Below are 17,778 nucleotides of genomic sequence, written 5' to 3'. Positions count from 1 at the left end.
CCGAAAGGGATTTTTACTAATTACCAATTGCGTTCTTTAAGATAGGCATCCAACTCCTCCCTGCTCATGGGCAGGTCCTGCTTGTCGTTAAGCCAATTCAAAAAATCCTCTTTGATGGCATCACTCCAGCGACTGTCTATTTCACCGGCGGTATACTTTTGCTCCCTGAGTCGCTGATGGCCGAATTGGTCCCTTAGGGCCGTAAATTCCGCATTGATAACCAGGTCTGCCACCAGATAAGCCGGGATAAAAATCACACCCCATTTATTGGCCAAAACCGCATCTCCGGGCAAAACAGTTGCCCTGCCCATGCGGATGGGATAATTAATGGTGGTCAGCATCATTTCCTGAATATAAGAAGGGTCATGACCTTTGATCCAGGCATTGAACCCGTCAATTTTACTAAGACCTGCCATATCCCTTACAGAACCATTGAAAATTACTCCATTACCCGAATTGGCATAAATGGCGTTACCCAGATTGTCACCTATCAGGGTACCATCCACGATTTTTCCATATCCATCTGCAACATAAACATCGCCATCTACCAATACATCTATAGGCCAGGAATTTGTTCCCCCCGATTGGGCCCTGTTTTCTTTTTTGCCAACCTCTTTTACCAACTCATTAACATCTTCCCTGAACGGCATGTATTGGGCTGTTACAGCCCTTCCCGTCAATACTTCGTCTTCCTTTAGGATAATCCAGTCATTTTCGAACTGGTTGTTGTAACCATTATTCCGCAAGATGCCCCAGGCCTCCTCCATAGAAATCCCCTTGAGTCTTTCCAGTAGATCGTCCGGGACTTTTGGACGCCCATCAGGAAATCTTTCCCCCTCCCAGGATGAAGTCAGGGCCCTAATCTGATCCGGAGTTGGGGAAATCTGTTGGGAAAATCCCAATCCGGTAATAGTGAGACACAAAACAAAAGATACCAGCGTTATTCTAATCATCATTTTAGGTTTAAATAGTTTTTTTCGTCAATTTCTTGAAAAGAACCTAATAAAGCAACCCATACCCCATCCTTTTATCCAAGTGGTCACAGATTCTCTTAATTAGGATTCGGAAATTTCAACTCCACCACCTGTCATTGGAGCGGTCGGTATTCCACTCCTCTGTAGGAGCAAAATAAGATGTCCCTTCTACCAGGTGCTGTTTGATTACCTCCTCATTCAACTCAACTCCTAATCCCGGGCCTTCGGGAACCTTGGCAAATCCATTTACAACCAAGGGCTTGGGTATATTTTTTACCATGTCTTCCCACCAGGGAATATCCACTGAGTGGTGCTCAAGGGAAATAAAATTCTCGGTGGCTGCCGCACAATGGATATTTGCCATAAAGGATACCGGAGTGCCTGCAAAATGCATGGCCATGGGAATTCCCTGCTCTTCTGCATAATCGCCTATTTTTTTGGTTTCCAGGATACCTCCTGAAGATGCCAAATCCGGTTGTATCATGTCAATGGCCCTGGCATCTATTAATTTTATGAATTCTTCTTTTAAAAAGATATCCTCTCCTGTCAAGGTAGGTGTCTTGATGGCATCGGTGATTTGCTTCCATTTTTCCGTATAAAACCAGGGTACCATGTCTTCCAGCCAGGCCAGGCGATAGGGCTCCAATGCTTCGCCCAGGCGGATACATTCCTTATAATCAAAATGGCCAAAGTGGTCTGCTGCCAGAGGTATGTCATATCCCACCTTTCTTCTTACCGCCGCCACATATTCTACCATCTCTGCCACACCTTTGTCGGTAAGCTGCACGCCGGTAAAAGGATGGGCGGTCCTACCGTAGCTACCATATTCAGATGCCCATTGATTCCCCTTATCAAATGCTTTGGTATTGACCACAGAACCCTCATTGTCCCGGACCATTTGTACCCCAAAATCCATTTTGAGAAAGGTATAGCCCAGATCCATTCTTGCCTTTAGGCGATCCGCAAAAACCTCCGGGTCTTTTGATTGGGTAGTATCGGAATAAAGCCGTATCTCATCCCTGTACTTCCCGCCCAACATTTGATAAACCGGGATATTATAGGCTTTGCCTGCCAAATCCCAAAGGGCCATTTCCACAGCACAAACACCACCAGCCTGCCGGGCGTGGTTGCCAAACAATTTGATCCTTTTAAATATCCTTTCAATCTGACAGGGGTTTTCTCCCAATAAGCGGCTTTTTAATACGAGTGCATACCTGGCACTGGCTCCATCCCTGACTTCACCCAAACCATAAATTCCCTGGTTGGTATCAATTCTGATGATGGGGCAGCGCATGGGGGCCCCTGCCACTTCAGCAATACGGAGATCGGTAATCCTCAGCTCGGAGGGGCTTGAATTTCTGTTTACCTTTTGTGTACTGTGGGCCAGCGTTTCTTCTATGGGCTGGAACATAAAGGCTCCTAAAGTCAGGCCACCTAGTCCTGCTTTTTGCATAAATTCCCTCCGGGAAGGCACCGGCTTCGGATGCAATTCAGACTTCTTTTCTATTTTGTCTTTGCTTTTTCCGGGTAATTTGAACAAGTCATTGAATTTGGGATTGTGATAAGGTTTCATGGTATCTGGGTTTGGTTAATTGATAGGCTTATTCAAAAAAGGGGATCCCCTCCACGGCATATTTCTTCATCCCCTCCTCGTTGATCTCCACCCCTATACCTGGTTTCTCTGAAAGACTAATAAATCCATCCTGGGTTCTGGGACCATCATAGCTGACAATATCCTGCCACATCTGGTCGGTATCCATATATATTTGCCATTCCATAATCTGAAAATTGGGAACAGAAGCACAAACGTGACAGGAGGCCATAGCTCCTAAAAAGGATGCTACCATATGGGGACTGAAAGGAACATAATACAGATTGGCCAAATTGGCTATTCGCTGGGCTTCGCCCAATCCTCCGGCTTTCTGAATATCCGGCATGATAATGTCTGCCCCGCCCTGGTTCAACAAATTGACAAATCCATAGGCCAGGTAGATGTTTTCACCAGTACAAATAGGCGTGGAGGTTTCGCTGGTTAGCTTTTGATAAAGGTCAGGATTGTCAGCAGGTAAAGGTTCTTCCAGCCACATCAGGTCAAGATCTTCATACTTTTGGGCCATCTTAACCCCGGTAATAAAGTCATACCTGCCATGCATGTCCACACAAATATCTATATCAGGCCCAACTTCCTCCCTGACCGCAGCAATGGCATTATACATCCTTTCAATCTCCGGGGGACTTGCTGTCCAGTTGAAGCGATCATATTTATTTGGATCTCTTCCATCGTCCACATCAAACTTGACGGCAGTATAACCCCGGTCCACTGCACCTCTGGCCGCTTCCGCATAGTCCGAGGGGCTGGGGTTTGTAGCTGTATATAGGGCTGTATCACAGTAAACCCTGACTTTGTCCCGAAATTTTCCACCCAATAACTGGTACACGGGTACATTAAATACTTTTCCGGTAATGTCCCAAAGGGCTGTTTCTATGGCTGTCAATACGGCCACGAAAACGCCTGACTGAGCCCCACCAAAAAAAGCCCCTTTTCTCAATTGCTCGGCAAGTCTATTGGGGTTTAATGGATTTTGTCCCTTGATTTGATTGCCCAATCTTTTGACCAGGTGATAAGTACCATGAATGGCATCCACAGCCTCCCCGCAGCCCCAAACATCCTGGTTGGTATATACTTTTACATAAACAGCCCCCCTTACGTAACCACATTTGACATCTGTGATTTTCAGATCAGAGGGATTGGAAGCTGATGGCATCCTTTCCACTGCTGCCGAAAGGCCAGAACCATAACTGGAAAGAAAGGCGGCCCCTGTAATCCCAGCCAAAGTAGTCTTGGAAAGAAAGGACCTTCTATTCAATTTGTTTTTCATGTTGGTGTATTTTGAGGTTTATTCATTCTTCATACAAATTGTTTAAACCTTTAGGTAATGAAGAAAATAGATTTGATTTATTGAATCAGCTTTACCAGGTACGGTTTTTTAGAATTTCCTGAACCTGCTCCCTGGGTACCGGCAATTCATCGATGTGTTCATTCAGCCAGCCAGAGAAATCTTTTTCTATTTCATCAGACCAGCGGGTATCGATCTGTCCTGCTGAATAAACTCCTGCCCGAAGCCTTTCGTGTCCAAACATGTCCCTCAGCCTTACAATTTCTGAAGTGACGACAACCTTTTCTGCCAGGTGAGGTGGAATAAACGACACAGCCCCATCCCTTCCCAGGACAACATCTCCGGCCATCACAGTGGCTTGCCGTATTTTAGTGGGCTGGTTGATCCCAATCAGCATGGTATTTAAATTTCCTCTTTGGTTATGGTGAGAGGGATGATAACTGGTAAAAAAGGAGGTAAATCCTTCTATTTCTCTCAAACCCACAATATCCCTGATAGCACCGTCGTAAACAATCCCGTTTCCCGAACGGGCAAATATGGCATTTCCCACATTGTCGCCTATCGTCGGGCCATCTACATGGGCACCAAACTGGTCAGCCACATAAACATCCCCCTGAACCAATACATCTACGGGCCAGGAATTCTGCCCTTTTTTTCCTGCTGCCTTACCCCTTTCATCGATGGCATCATGTATATCCGGCCTGCCCGGCATAAAGGTAGCCGTGACCGCCCTGCCCACCAGTATGCTATCCGGATGGATGGTTTCCCAACCTTCCGCATATTGGTACTTATATCCTTCATTTTTCATGACTGCCCAGGCCTCGTCGTGGGTTACTTCCTTCATGCGCTGAATGATATCATCCGGTACTTTTGGCCTGCCGTCTTCAAATCGTTCTCCTTCCCATAGGGGGGTAAGGAAAAGCATTTCCTCTTTGGTGATTTGTTGGGCGTACAGCGGATTAACCATAAGGAAAAAGAATACTGTAAAAACAAAATGCTGAAAAATGATACCGATTTGCTTCATGTTATTTTTTTTAACTATTTTCCTAAAAACAGATCTTTTGTTCAATTAAGAATACAAATTGTGAAATATTGAAAGTTTTCTATTACCATCTGATCTTTTGAAAAGTCCAATCTGGATGAACCTTTTTCATTTCAATTTCATCGTCCCTCTTTTTAAGACCACTATCCAGGTATTGCTGATGGAGTTTTGCCAGGGCCTCACGATCCAATTCAACTCCCAGTCCCGGTCCGGATGGCACAGCCACAGCACCATCCTGGAATTTCATGGCACCTCCTTTGATGATTTCTTCCGACTGCCAGGGGTAATGCGTATCCAGGGCGTAGGGAAGTTGGGGAAGCGCTGCTCCCAGGTGGACCATGGCTGCCAGGGAAATTCCCAGATGACTGTTGGAATGCATGGAAAGGTGTCGGCCAAAGGTGTCACATAGTCTGGATAATTCCATGGAAGCCCTCAAACCACCCCAGAAATGGTGGTCACTCAGAATTATGTCCTCGGATCCCAAAGCAATACTTGAAGGGATTTCATCAAATGAAGTAGTACACATGTTGGTGGCCAAAGGGGTTCGGATCATTTTTCGCAGCCAGGCCATGTTTTCCTGCCCCCTTACCGGATCTTCCAGGTACTCCAAAATAGGTTCCATGATTTTTCCATATTTCAGGCCAGTTTCCGGTTTCCAAATGGCATTTGGATCAAATCTCAGGGGAACTCCCCCACCAAATTCCTGGAAAAGGGCCTGCATACTGGCTACTTCCAGTTCTGGTTCAAAAGCCCCTCCCTTTAATTTGATGGATTGAAAACCATAGGCTTTACACATGGCCCGTGCCTGTGCAACAACCCCTTCCTGATCTATGGCTTTCTCCTGCCTTGCAGCATCCCATCCTGTAGCTGAGGGCTTCTTTGCAAAGCCTAATTTACCTCCTGCCCCCTCATACTTAAAAAAAAGATAAGCCGCAAACGGGACAGCATCTCTCATCTTTCCACCCAGCAAATCTACTACTGGCCGGTTAACAATTTTGCCTATGATATCCAGACATGCCACCTCCAATGCTGAAAATATATGGACCAGTTTTCTTTGATCCCAAGGCGCATCACCCCGATCAAGACTGGAGTCTTTACCAAACCAGGCCTCCAGCTCTTGTTGAATTTTACCCAATTGATAAACATCTTTTCCGATAATTATAGGGGAAGCCTCCCGCAAGGCCTCATCAATAGCCTCATTGCCGGGAATTTCACTGATGCCCACAATACCGTCTTCTGTTTCCAATTCCACAATGGTACGTAAGGCATATGGTGCATGTAATCCTGCGGCATTAAGCAAGGGAGGATCTGTTATGGCAATAGGGGTGATACGGATTTCGCGGATCAAGGGCCCTTTTGCTGAATGAACTTGTTTCATAAGTAAAATAAAATTGGGCTGCTATGGACTAAATTATTACTCAAGACCACTGAGCTTTTCCATCAATAAAGCCAGGGCACTGTGGTCTTTTTCATCCAATCCAGCGGCCAGCACCGCATCCATATGACTGGCTACCAGAGCTGACCCATATAGAGGTACTTTAAATTCCTTTCCGGCCATCAATGCAATATTCATGTCCTTGCGGTGCAATTTAATTTTAAAGCCGGGATCAAAATTACGGTCTATTATCCGTTGCCCATGGAGATCCAGAATCCTGCTTTGGGCAAAGCCTCCCAAAAGCGCTTCTCTCATCTTTTCCAGGTTTACACCCGCCTTTTTAGCCAGAGTAAATGATTCAGCCACTGCCTGTATGGTCATTCCCACGATCATCTGGTTACAAGCTTTGGTCATCTGCCCCGCTCCGGCATCGCCTATCAAAACGGCACTTTTTCCCATTATCTCAAATAATGGTTTTACCTTTTCATAGGCTTCCTGGCTTCCACCTACCATAATGGAAAGGTTTCCTGATTCAGCTCCCACTTGTCCTCCGGAAACAGGTGCATCCAAGGCTTCCACTCCCTTTTTTTTCATGGCCTCAGCTACTTCCCTTGCTGTGGAGGGCGCAATGGTAGACATGTCAACAAAAATGCTTTTGGATTTGATGCCTGCCAATACCCCATGATCAGCAAAAACAACTTCATTTACTTCCGGAGAATCCGGCAGCATGGTAATGATGATTTCCGCATTCTCAGCTACTTCTTTACAGGTGGAAAATGCAGTGGCACCTTTATGGGTCAAGTCCCCTGCTGCCTTGTTTGTTTCCAGCACAATTAGCTCATGTCCTGCATTCAATAAATTGATAGCCATGGGTTTCCCCATGATTCCCAAACCTATAAATCCTACTTTCGTCATAACAATTAAAATTTTATTTATAATACATATTGAAAATTCTAAGATCAGCTGGTTTCAGGCTTCATCTTTTACGGCTTGAAGGAGACCGATGATATGGCCATACGCAAAAGCAAAGGCTTGCAAACCGGCTCCTTCGGCTTCGTGTTGTGGCACATGGTCGGGCATTACCATACCATCAAATTCCACATCCCGCAAAGCCCGGATGACATGAAAGAAATTCATTTCCCCATTATCCGGATAGACTTCCTGAAAATTATTGTAGTGCCCCTTAATATTTCTCAAATGAATATTGAAAATCTGTTTTCGTTTACCTACCCAATCAATAATAGGGAAAATCTCGTTTTTAGGATCCCGAAGACCTTCTGCAATCGAACCTATGCAGAAATTAAATCCATGATATGGACTATCATATAGCTGGGCAAAACGTTTGATACCCTCAAAAACCTCAGGGCTATTCCACCGCATGATGCCATTGTATGCATCTGGTACCGGTGGATCCGCAATGTGGTTTCCTAATTTGACCTGGTATTCTTCAGCCACCGGAAGAATTCTGTCCAAAAGATAAGTAATTCTTTCGAAAACTTCATCCGCATCTGCCCTTCCTGCTTTGGTAAGCTGCTGTTCGCGGTTCAATGCCTCCTCGTAATTCCATGTGCTATAGGAGGCATTTCCTCTTGCAGGATCAATGGTTCTTCCTGTCCGTAATACCGGCAGGATGGTGGTGTTGTAATTCAGAAGTTTAACCCCTGTTTTGGCTGCAACCTCAATCATCTGCTGAACCATTTCAATTTCATGGTCTCTTTCGGGACTTTTTCCCATCATGATGTGGGGAATGATCACCCGGTCAATTCCTGCGGAAGATAAAGGCAGGTGGTAAGCGTCCAGACTGATACCATACTTCTCACAGGCATCCCTTTTCCGAAGGGAATCTTCAAGATCCCAACCCTTTCCTTCAATGAATTTTGGCATGCCTCCATCCATATTGAATACCCCGTGGCGGGCTTTGAAAGCCAGGTTCTCTTCAGAAGTGCCACCGGACTGACAACCAACTTTCATCAATACCTCCTTTTTCCTGGCTGTTGCTTTGCCAGGCCTTTGATCAGGGCTATTTTCTGTTCCAAAAGCAGCCGAAGCGGCGGCGAATGCCCCGGCTGTCCCTGAGGCAAATAACTTTACAAATTTTCTTCTGTGCAGATCTTTCAGGAAATGTTTCATAAGTCTATGGGTTTATCTGTTTTTTATACCAATGGGAATAGTTTGGCAGCCACCAAAATGGTAATCAACCCAACTATTCCCATGATTGTCAATAATGGTGAAAAGGTCTTTAAGGCTTCTTTTTCCGTAAGGTTGCTCATTTTACATACGATCCAGAAACCACTGTCATTCATCCAGGGGATCAGCTTTGACCCACAGGCAATGGAAAGCCCAAGATACAGCTGATGGTACTCCAATCCTGCGGTGGACATTCCCGACAATATGCCGGAAGCTGTTATCATGGCTACGGTGGCTGAGCCCTGTGCTGTCCTAACCAGGGCCGTGATAAAGAAGGCCAGGGGTATCAGGGCTATCTGAAAGCCTTCGGTCATCGATTCTATCCGGATACTTATCCCGGTTTGCTGAAGCATGGCACCAAAAGCACCACCTGCCGCTGTAATCAAAATAATTACCCCTCCACTGGTCAGGGCAGCCTGAACCGCACCCTTCATACCAGCCCTTTCCTTATCCTGCTGTAAAAATAATGTCAGCAAAGCGGCCAAAGCCCCCAAAATTAAAGCCATATTTTTCTCACCCAGGAAATGAATCACATCAAAAATTACCCCTACCGTACCTCCTGCTGCCTGATCCCAAAAAGTACTGATGGTAGCACTTCCGGTAATCAATAAAAGCGGGACCAATATGGGGGATAAAGAAAATCCCAGAGATGGCAATTGGGCACTGTCTTTATCGGCCAGGGATTGAATTTCATTCAAAGGGGCATCCAATGAATCCCTTAAAGGGATTTGGTTTCTTTTATTGGTCCAAACAGCAAAGATATATCCGGCGGCTATGGTAACCAGGCCAACCAAAAACCCCCCGACCATCATCATGCCAATAGGAATGTTCATTTCTGCAATCAAAAACAAAGGGCCCGGTGTAGGGGGCACAAGGGAATTGGCCATGGCCGCCCCAGCCGTAATACAAAGTACCAGTAAAAGATAACTTTCCTTAAGGCGCATTGCCATAGCCTTGGCCAGGGGGATCATGAGGTAGAAAACGGTATCAAAAAAAACTGGAATCCCAAGAAAAAAACTACCACTAAGAAATGCCAAAGGGGCATTTTTTTCACCGGTCAATCCGAGAATGGAACGTACAATCCGTTCTGCTGCCCCACTCATCAGCATGGATTTACCAATAATCGCCGCCATGGCTATCAGGATCCCTATTTTCCCAACCGTGCTCCCAAATGCTCCTGCTATCCTTTCTCCAATAGGTGTGGTTGCCAGGGCTTGGGCATTAGCATCAGATTGGCCCCTGCTGAGGGCAAATTCTACAATTGCCTCAGCGGGAGTCATCCAGGCTACTACCAATGCCGCAAGAAGCAAGGCAATAAAGGGATTTAACTTGCCTGCTAAAATCCCCCCTACCACAATCAACATCCCTACCAATAAAATAAAAAAGGGGTCCTGTATCATTTTCCTGGTTTTTTGTATTGACTTAGCTTGCTTTGTAAGTCCCGGGCCCCTGAGGCAACAAAGGTGGCATCTGACCCACAGGCTATCAATTGAATGCCCATGTCCTGATACTTTCCGAAATCCGAAGGATCAAAGATTAAAATACCCACAGCTTTGGAGGCATTTTTTGCCGCTCTTACTATTCGGTCTACTGCCTCCAGAAACAGGGGGTGGTTCAGGTCTCCGTCTATTCCCAGGGCAACTGTCAAATCGGCTGGTCCTATGAACAAGGCATCAACGCCGGGAGTTGCGGCTATTTGATCCAGTTCCTCCAGTGCTTCAAGGGTTTCTATTTGGATAACCCCCAAAAGATTTTCCCAGGTACTGGATTTATACTGATTGAAATCCTTACCAAAGCCCGTAGCCCGTACCATTTTGGCCACTCCCCTGATACCTTTTGGTGGGTAATGCATGCCTCGGACGGCTGTTTTAGCTTCCATGGCAGAATTTATCCTGGGACACATGACCCCTTCTGCGCCCAGGTCCAATACGCGGTGAATGCGTTCTTTATGGTAACTTTCTACCCTGACAATGGCTGCTGCCGGGGTATGCTGCAAAGCCTGAAGCTGGTGCAACAGGTCTTTTGGTTCCCCTGCACCATGCTCCAGGTCTATCAATACCCAATCGAATCCCGATAGTCCCACAATTTCTGCTGTTATTGAGCTGCCTAGATTTAGCCAGCAGCCAATCAGGGATTCTCCGGATTTTAATCGTTTTTTAATTTGCTTCATTCAATATTATAGGTTGGTTATTTGGAAGAAAGTACTAAAGTTAGAATTATATACATAAAAACCTACTTTACATCCCACCAAACCCGCGTATCCAATACATCCGGCCCCATGCGACTGGTCGCCTCGTCTACATTTTCTTTATTCACTGTAAGTTCCGAATCAGGATAAGTCAATCTTCGGATGAAATCCTCGTTTTGTAAATCGCTTCCCGGATAAGGATTGGGATTTACCAACGGATACCCGCTTCTCCTGAAGTTTGCCCAGGTTTCAGGTCCGATAAGAAAAGAAGAAACCCAATACTGTGTATTGATCAGTTCCAGCTCATTGCCTGTTTCCAAAGGATGATTTTCGATATAGGCATCAATCGCTTCGGGAGCTATTTCGGTGTCATTGGGCCAAAGTGCCATTTGCTCCATATGCGCCCGGATGCCATCATGATAGAGCTGCTCTGCATCTCCCGGTACCCAACCTCTGGTGGCTGCTTCAGCATGAAGCAAAAGGGTCTGGGAATAAGTAACCAGAAAATTCGGCGCTTCGGGATTCCCCAGACGGGTACGGTCCAATTGACTATAGCTAAACAGGCTGGCCAGCCCGGCAGCTTCTGCCACCGGTATAATGGTCGTATTGTCATAGCCCTGAGGCATTCCAATTTGAACCTCTGGTGACCTGTTTGCATTGGCTTCCACCTGCTCGCCCCCACTCAGCGCACCAACATACCTTACGGCAATGGATTCCAATCTTGGATCGTTATTGCTTTGTAGAAAGTTGACAAAATCTTCATCCAGGTAATAAAAGGGTGCCTGTCCCCCATTTAAATTTGTCCCTACATTGTTACGGTAATCGGCATTGTGCCGTATTACCGCATTATCATCGTTGGATTGCATTAATCCGCCATTTACGGCCTTTACGGCATATTGGGAAGCTACAGTTGGATTTACCTTAACCAGACGCATGGCCGCACGCAACAACAGGGAATTGCCCAGCCTTTTCCACTGCTCAATATTGCCGCTGTATAGTATTTCCTGGTTAATGGGGTCCTTGTTTTCATCAAGGCCCTGAACGGCCATTTCCAGATCATTCAGAATGTTGGTGTAAATAGCTTCCTGGGAATCGTATTTTGGGAATACATTTCCCGAAATGTAGCCCAGACCTGCTTCAGAATATGGAACGTCACCATAGGTATCGGTAAGCATCATGAAGGCATGGGCCTTCCAGATCCGGATGATACTGTAGAGATTTGTTCTTTCAGGGGCATTTCCCAGGCTTTCAAGGCCATCTATTAAATTTTTCACGATTGTCCTGTAGCCGGTTTGCCAGTTTCCCTGAGTAGCAGATCGGTTATCCTGGTTAAGGTTTCCACCTGTTCCTACCCCCTGAAAGGGAGTAATCATTTGCTTGACAATGGTTGTTTCATACGTCAGGTTGTTGTATCCAGGAGAACTGGAAATAATGGCTTGATTCAATTGAAATGTTGGATCAATGGAGGTAAGACGCACTGGATTGGTATTCATTTCATCAAAACCTTCATCACAGGAGCCCATAAACAGGACTATAAGCAGCCCTTTAATCAGATATATTATTTTTGACTTTTTCATTTCAGTTGTTGTTTTTTGTAAATATCAATGGTTCTTTGAAGCAAGGATTGCTTAGAATTTAACATTGAGATTGAATCCCGTGCTTCTGGTGACCGGCAATCCTGTGGCTTCCAGACCCGCATTGTTGTCGGATATGATTCCGTTTTGATCGGGATGGATATGCGGCACCCATTTCTTGATAACGGCCACATTGTTTGATACCAGATTCAGACGCAACCCCCTTATGAATTTATTTTCAGGGAGAAGAGATGTAAAATCATATCCCAAAGTTAATTGCCTCAATTGCCAGGAACCCGCATTGAAAACAGATTGCTCAGACATCCTTCCGGAGCGAATCGTCTCATAGTAGGTTTGTACCGGAGACTGGGCTGTATTGATTTCTCCATTAGGATTGACGCCATCTCCCACAACGAACCCCTGCTCCCTGCCTACCAGGGTAGCCTTATCCAAGCCATGTCTATAAGCATTGGTATGGGTACCTGAAATCATCTTATGACCCAACTTGTAGTCAATCAGAAATGAAAAATTCAGGTTTTTGTAGGTGAAACCATTGGTAAATCCCCCTACCCAAATAGGAATTGCTGTTCCAAAATTCAATTGCTGGTTGGAACGAAGTGGACGTCCGTTGTTTGGATCAAATATTTGTCGCCCCTGATCATCCCTGAGGTATCCCCATCCATAAAGTTGGGCCATGGGTTTACCCACCTCCTGCCTTACCTCACCGTGGAACTCAGCGGTACCCACCGTGATAAAGCTGCCATCCACATCATCGCCCAAACTCAGCACTTCAGATTGGTTGTAAGAAGCATTGGCGCTGAAATTCCAGTTAAAATTATTGGTGGTTACCGGAGAAATAGCTGCAAACATTTCAACTCCTTGATTTCGGCTTTCCCCCACATTGATTAATTGATCCAGGAACCCAGACCCATCTGAAATCTGAGCTTGCAGGATCTGATCAGATGAAAGTTTATCATAATAGGAAACTTCAAACCGGAGATTATCAAATAAAGTCATTTCAAGGCCTATTTCCTTTTCAGTAACCCTCATTGGCCTAAGGTTATCATTAGGCACCACGGATCCACTAATGGCCCCTACCGGCTGGGCGGTACCATTTGAATTAGGAAATTGCTGCTGGTTGATGTTGTAAAAAAGGTTGTTGGCATACGGTTGAACGTCCGTATCGCTACCCACTTCAGCATAAGCTACCCTGATTTTGCCAAAAGAAATCCAATTGGGTAAATTGGCAAAGGCCTGAGAAAAAACAAAACTACCTGTGATGGAGGGATAGAGTATACTTCTGTTGGCCGGAGAGAGCGTAGAAAACCAGTCGTTTCTTACAGTTCCGTTCAGGTATAAATAGCCTCTGTAAGACAATTCAGTACTCGCGTACAAAGAATTTACCTGTCTTTCTGAGATGGAATAATCTGTGGTAATTTTACTGGAATTGCCTATAGTGTACAGGCCACGGGTATAAAAATTTTCCCCCAACAGGGTATTAACATCCAACCTTCTGTACATCTGGTTGCCTCCCAGATTCACTAGTAATCCGAAATCTCCAAAAGTACGGTTTATGCCAAGTAGGAAATCTGCATTTACTTCCCTGAAACGCCTTATGTCTTGTACATATTGGCCATTTACAAAACCCGGGGGAGGTGAGGACTGTCTTTGAGAACCAGTGGGGAGATTATACTCTGAGTCCCTTGAGAAAAAATCCTGCCCAAACCTTCCCTGCAAATACAGCCAGTCTGTAAATTCATACCTGGCAGTAATGTTACCATAAATTCTGTCACGAACATTATTTTCAAATCGCGACAGTGCAAAATAGGGATTGGTCCGGTTGGTAAACCTGGAATAGGGAAATTCATCCCCATTCTCATCAAAAGCATATTCTTCCAACAGATCCATTGGCATGGAAGTAGCCAAGGTATAAATGACCACCGGGCTGAAGTCCTGCTCGGCTATATTCGGAGGATTGATGCGGTCTTCCTTGGAATAATTAATATTGCCCGAAACAGTCAGTTTCTTGATGTTTTGGGTAAAACCCAGGTTAATGGTTTTTCTGTTATAATTAGAACCTGGAAGAATAGCTTTGCTGTCCATATTGGCTACAGAAAGACTAAATCCACCATTTTCCCCTCCGGAAGAGAGTGTTATGGTATTGGAAAAAGTGGATCCATTCCGGTAATAATCCCTTACTTTGTTGGGTTGAGGTTCGTAAGGAACCTCTATCCCATCAAATAAAATCTGGGTCATTCCAGGCTCAAATTTTTCCCCGAAACTCCATACACCAGAAACCGGTCTGGGAGAGTTGGGCCTTATTCCACCCTCCCCCTGACCATATTCGTATTGGTAATCGGTAAAATCAAATGGGGTATCTGTTGTAAAGTTTGAATTCAGTTCTACCTGGATTCCGGATCCGGTAGCCCTGTTCCTGGTGGTGATCATGATGACCCCATCCTTGGCCCTTGCACCATAAAGGGCAGAAGCAGCTGCACCCTTGAGGACCGTCATGGAAGTGATGTCATCGGGGTTGATACTACTCAATCCATCACCGCTATCTGATTTTCGGTTGCTGCCTACCTCAGACACATCACCACTAACCCCGAAATTGGTATTGTCTATGGGCACCCCGTTCACCACAATCAGTGGGGAATTGTTGCCTCCAAAAGAAGATACCCCCCTGATCCTCACTTTGCTGCTTCCCTGTGGTCCAGAACCCATAGGAGTGATGTTGACCCCTGCAACTTTGCCTTGAAGGGAATTCATGAAATTTGGTGTTCTGTTGATGGTCATCTCTTCAGATTCCACCGTTGAAGTGGCATATCCAAGACTTTTTGCCTCCCTTTTTATACCTAATGCCGTTACCACCACTTCTTCCAAACCTGCAATATCTTCTTTCAGGGTAATATTGATAATTGACCGGGAATTGATATTGACCTGTTGGGTGGCAAATCCTATATAGGAGAACAGTAAAACACCATCTTCAGGTGCTGTGAGTGAAAATTCCCCATCAATATTGGTTATGGTGCCGATGGTAGTGCCTGCCACAGATACAGCAACTCCCGGTAAAGGCTCACCGGTTTCGGCGACCACCTTGCCAGCTACTTCAATATCTGCTTGTTCCATTCCGGCCTCCATCACTTCTTCATTGGGATTATCGGTAAGAAAACGGACACTGATGCTGTTGTTCACCTGCTTGAAATAAAGTCCTTTTTCTCCTGCCAATTCCTTTAATATGTCTGCTACACTTCCTTTGGTCAGGTCCAAATGAATAATTTCATGGTCATTGAGTCCCTTTTCCGTATAGAAAAAACGGTAATCGGTTTTACTTTCAATGTGTTCCAATATATCCTGCAAGCTTCCCTGCATGATATCCATTTCAATGAACACATCTTCAATGCTTTTTGCGCTGTCAAGGGCATAGCCGGTATGAAAAACCAGCATGCACAGGATTACTAAAGCCAGTATCCTGACTTTCAGATTTTCAATTGGTTTTAATAAAACATGTTTCATGGGATTTTGGGAAATGGTTAACATTTTAAGTAAAGTATTCAGGCTATTCAGCCTGATGACAAAGGATAGATGGCTACATTTTTTCCATTTAAGTCATAATCAAATTGTAATGCATGGCCTAATACCTTAAGCACATCACTCAGGTAAGCTTTCCTTTGGAATGTTCCTGTACAAAGGTCATTTGGAAGTTCTCCCTCAACAGATATGCTGACCCCATACCAGTTTTCCAACTTCTTTATCACAAGCTGAAATGGTTCTTTTTCAAAGTGGAGGATTCCTTCCTTCCAGAGAGATATTTTGTCCGGATCTACATCAATTATTTCCATAGACTGTGTATTTTTGGATATCTTGCCGGCTTTTCCGGGCTGAAGCAAAATATCCTTTCCGGTTTGTTCATTCAAGATTCGAATCTTTCCTGTAGCCAAAGCTATTTCTATAGATTCCAGATATTCGGTATTGATATTAAAGGAGGTTCCCAAGACGGTTGCCGTAACTTGTCCAGCCTGCACATAGAATGGCAATCCAGCTTTCTTTTTTACATCAAAAAATGCTTCACCAGTTAAAATAACCTTCCGGTTTTTGGCAAAATCCCTGATATACCTGATCCTGCTATCGGCATTTAAAAATACCCAGGAACTGTCCGGCAATAAAATCTTGGACTTGACTCCTTTTGGGTTTGATTTGGTGATCCATGCAGTCTCTTTTACCGGCGGTGGATCCTCTTGTCCTTGTGGCCAATTTTTGAAAATCCCCCATTCCTTGGCTATCATTAAAATGGCTACCAAACAAGCCGTATATCGGATCCAGGTGAATACATGCCGGACTTTTCTGTTATTCTGCTGACTTAGGCTCCCGGTTTTTTTTTGCCGGCTTGAAACTTTAAGAACAGGGTGATTTGGAGAAGACCTCAAATTCGCTTGATCAGCTTTATTTTCTGCCTCCCAAATCATTTTCAACATTTGCTGAAAATCACTCTTCCCTTCGGGACTATTCAAATATGCCAGAAATGATGCTGCATCGCTTCTGGAAAGCTTGCCTTTATGAAATTTTTTCCACTTTTGAATGAAATCCTTCATCTTGACCCCTTAGGTTATATGGTATATATCCATAACTCAGGTCATTTACTCACATGAAAAATAAATTTTCCATATATTTTAATGAAAATTATTTATTTTATAAAATATTAAAAATAAAGGTGAGTAAATTAAAAAATCAGAAACAAAACAACCAAATCGTAAGGTATCAGATCATTGGAAATAAATTCTTGTTTTAGCTTTTTATTGGCTTTATAGAGCTGGTTTTCTACTGTTCTCTTCGAAAGATGAAGCCTACTTGCAATTTCATCGGCTGTGAGATTTTCGGTGAACTTCAATCTAAAAATTTTCTGTTGACCTTTGGGAAGTGCATCAATGATCCTTTCAGAAAAAACTTTCAATTCTTCAAAGTCCAATGCTTCCTCCGTACAGCAACTGGCATTAGTGCCATTGTTTAGCTGGTATGTTTTATAAGCAATGTCCATGGCATTTTTTCGGGACCTTTTAAAAATGGAGCAACGCATAATGGTAAAAAGGTAGGCGTTAAAAGACAAGGAACTGTCCAATCCCTCCCTCTTTTCCCAAACTTTTAAAAAAACCTCCTGAACCACTTCCTCTGCATCCTCTTGTGGCAGGTACATTTTTTTACAGGTACTAAGGATTTTGGAGGAAAATTTTTCATAGAGTTGCTGAAAAGCATTAGGGTCTCCAGCCCTCAATAAGGCAACAAGCTCGGGAACCGAATATGTATTGTCTGCTATCATCGGTTATTCAAACATTTTTATCTTACAATTAATGTATTTTTAGCATTAAACACAATATTTTATTCCATTTAATATTTATTAAGAAAGATTATTTTATGATTCTTAAATTTTATTTTAATCAGCGTAAAACAAATTAAATTAATAATTTAAGACGCATTTAAAAAAATAAATTTGACATAAAAATAATTCTGATTAAATATTATTTTTAAAAAATACTTAATTAATAA

13 protein-coding genes are annotated in these 17,778 nt (G+C 44.1%); all 13 read right to left on the bottom strand.

Going from position 1 to position 17,778, the window contains the following annotated elements; translation table 11 throughout:
- Window positions 1-20 precede the first annotated feature (20 nt).
- Window positions 21-953 (bottom strand): RraA family protein, encoded by a 933-nt coding sequence (locus HUJ21_RS12095; RefSeq protein WP_291370241.1) that lies wholly within the window; start codon window positions 951-953, stop codon window positions 21-23.
- A gap of 118 nt (window positions 954-1,071) precedes the next feature.
- Complete coding sequence (locus tag HUJ21_RS12090) at window positions 1,072-2,427, bottom strand: mandelate racemase/muconate lactonizing enzyme family protein (RefSeq protein ID WP_291370239.1); 1,356 nt, start codon at window positions 2,425-2,427, stop codon at window positions 1,072-1,074.
- A 148-nt stretch (window positions 2,428-2,575) separates the two neighbouring features.
- Window positions 2,576-3,853, bottom strand: coding sequence for a mandelate racemase/muconate lactonizing enzyme family protein (locus HUJ21_RS12085; protein ID WP_291370110.1), 1,278 nt, complete (start codon window positions 3,851-3,853; stop codon window positions 2,576-2,578).
- Window positions 3,854-3,944: 91 nt separating this feature from the next.
- A complete protein-coding gene (locus HUJ21_RS12080) occupies window positions 3,945-4,838 on the bottom strand; it encodes an RraA family protein (protein WP_291370237.1) in 894 nt (297 codons plus the stop codon).
- A 139-nt stretch (window positions 4,839-4,977) separates the two neighbouring features.
- Window positions 4,978-6,291, bottom strand: a complete 1,314-nt coding sequence (locus HUJ21_RS12075) for an enolase C-terminal domain-like protein (RefSeq protein ID WP_291370108.1) — start codon at window positions 6,289-6,291, stop codon at window positions 4,978-4,980.
- A gap of 36 nt (window positions 6,292-6,327) precedes the next feature.
- Window positions 6,328-7,203, bottom strand: coding sequence for a 2-hydroxy-3-oxopropionate reductase (locus HUJ21_RS12070; RefSeq protein WP_291370106.1), 876 nt, complete (start codon window positions 7,201-7,203; stop codon window positions 6,328-6,330).
- A gap of 54 nt (window positions 7,204-7,257) precedes the next feature.
- The gene (locus HUJ21_RS12065; protein WP_291370104.1) at window positions 7,258-8,418 is read right to left on the bottom strand and encodes a mannonate dehydratase; all 1,161 of its coding nucleotides are present in this window, start codon (window positions 8,416-8,418) and stop codon (window positions 7,258-7,260) included.
- A 23-nt stretch (window positions 8,419-8,441) separates the two neighbouring features.
- Entirely contained in the window at window positions 8,442-9,875 is a 1,434-nt protein-coding gene (locus tag HUJ21_RS12060; RefSeq protein ID WP_291370102.1) for an SLC13 family permease, read from the bottom strand.
- Window positions 9,872-10,645, bottom strand: a complete 774-nt coding sequence (locus HUJ21_RS12055; protein WP_291370100.1) for an aldolase/citrate lyase family protein — start codon at window positions 10,643-10,645, stop codon at window positions 9,872-9,874. The genes HUJ21_RS12060 and HUJ21_RS12055 overlap by 4 nt, the downstream gene beginning before the upstream one ends.
- A gap of 62 nt (window positions 10,646-10,707) precedes the next feature.
- Window positions 10,708-12,240, bottom strand: coding sequence for a SusD/RagB family nutrient-binding outer membrane lipoprotein (locus tag HUJ21_RS12050; protein WP_291370098.1), 1,533 nt, complete (start codon window positions 12,238-12,240; stop codon window positions 10,708-10,710).
- A gap of 51 nt (window positions 12,241-12,291) precedes the next feature.
- On the bottom strand, window positions 12,292-15,753 hold the full coding sequence (locus tag HUJ21_RS12045) for a SusC/RagA family TonB-linked outer membrane protein (protein WP_291370096.1): 3,462 nt from the start codon (window positions 15,751-15,753) through the stop codon (window positions 12,292-12,294).
- 47 nt (window positions 15,754-15,800) lie between these two features.
- On the bottom strand, window positions 15,801-16,829 hold the full coding sequence (locus HUJ21_RS12040; RefSeq protein ID WP_291370095.1) for a FecR family protein: 1,029 nt from the start codon (window positions 16,827-16,829) through the stop codon (window positions 15,801-15,803).
- Between the two features lie 128 nt (window positions 16,830-16,957).
- Window positions 16,958-17,551: an RNA polymerase sigma-70 factor gene (locus HUJ21_RS12035; protein WP_291370093.1), complete on the bottom strand. Its 594-nt coding sequence runs from the start codon at window positions 17,549-17,551 to the stop codon at window positions 16,958-16,960.
- Between the last annotated feature and the right edge of the window lie 227 nt (window positions 17,552-17,778).

The organism is Cyclobacterium sp., from assembly GCF_014762705.1.
In the GTDB taxonomy this organism is placed as follows: domain Bacteria; phylum Bacteroidota; class Bacteroidia; order Cytophagales; family Cyclobacteriaceae; genus Cyclobacterium.
Note: the sequence above shows the minus strand (reverse complement) of the source record. Positions and strands in the feature narration are given on the sequence as shown.

Excerpts from the sequence above, each read along its gene's own strand:
- HUJ21_RS12095 (WP_291370241.1), bottom strand. The coding sequence starts at position 953 with ATGATTAGAATAACGCTGGTATCTTTTGTTTTGTGTCTCACTATTACC.
- HUJ21_RS12090 (WP_291370239.1), bottom strand. The coding sequence starts at position 2,427 with ATGCAAAAAGCAGGACTAGGTGGCCTGACTTTAGGAGCCTTTATGTTC.
- HUJ21_RS12085 (WP_291370110.1), bottom strand. The coding sequence starts at position 3,853 with ATGAAAAACAAATTGAATAGAAGGTCCTTTCTTTCCAAGACTACTTTG.
- HUJ21_RS12080 (WP_291370237.1), bottom strand. The coding sequence starts at position 4,838 with ATGGTTAATCCGCTGTACGCCCAACAAATCACCAAAGAGGAAATGCTT.
- HUJ21_RS12075 (WP_291370108.1), bottom strand. The coding sequence starts at position 6,291 with ATGAAACAAGTTCATTCAGCAAAAGGGCCCTTGATCCGCGAAATCCGT.
- HUJ21_RS12070 (WP_291370106.1), bottom strand. The coding sequence starts at position 7,203 with ATGACGAAAGTAGGATTTATAGGTTTGGGAATCATGGGGAAACCCATG.
- HUJ21_RS12065 (WP_291370104.1), bottom strand. The coding sequence starts at position 8,418 with ATGAAACATTTCCTGAAAGATCTGCACAGAAGAAAATTTGTAAAGTTA.
- HUJ21_RS12060 (WP_291370102.1), bottom strand. The coding sequence starts at position 9,875 with ATGATACAGGACCCCTTTTTTATTTTATTGGTAGGGATGTTGATTGTG.
- HUJ21_RS12055 (WP_291370100.1), bottom strand. The coding sequence starts at position 10,645 with ATGAAGCAAATTAAAAAACGATTAAAATCCGGAGAATCCCTGATTGGC.
- HUJ21_RS12050 (WP_291370098.1), bottom strand. The coding sequence starts at position 12,240 with ATGAAAAAGTCAAAAATAATATATCTGATTAAAGGGCTGCTTATAGTC.
- HUJ21_RS12045 (WP_291370096.1), bottom strand. The coding sequence starts at position 15,753 with ATGAAACATGTTTTATTAAAACCAATTGAAAATCTGAAAGTCAGGATA.
- HUJ21_RS12040 (WP_291370095.1), bottom strand. The coding sequence starts at position 16,829 with ATGAAGGATTTCATTCAAAAGTGGAAAAAATTTCATAAAGGCAAGCTT.
- HUJ21_RS12035 (WP_291370093.1), bottom strand. The coding sequence starts at position 17,551 with ATGATAGCAGACAATACATATTCGGTTCCCGAGCTTGTTGCCTTATTG.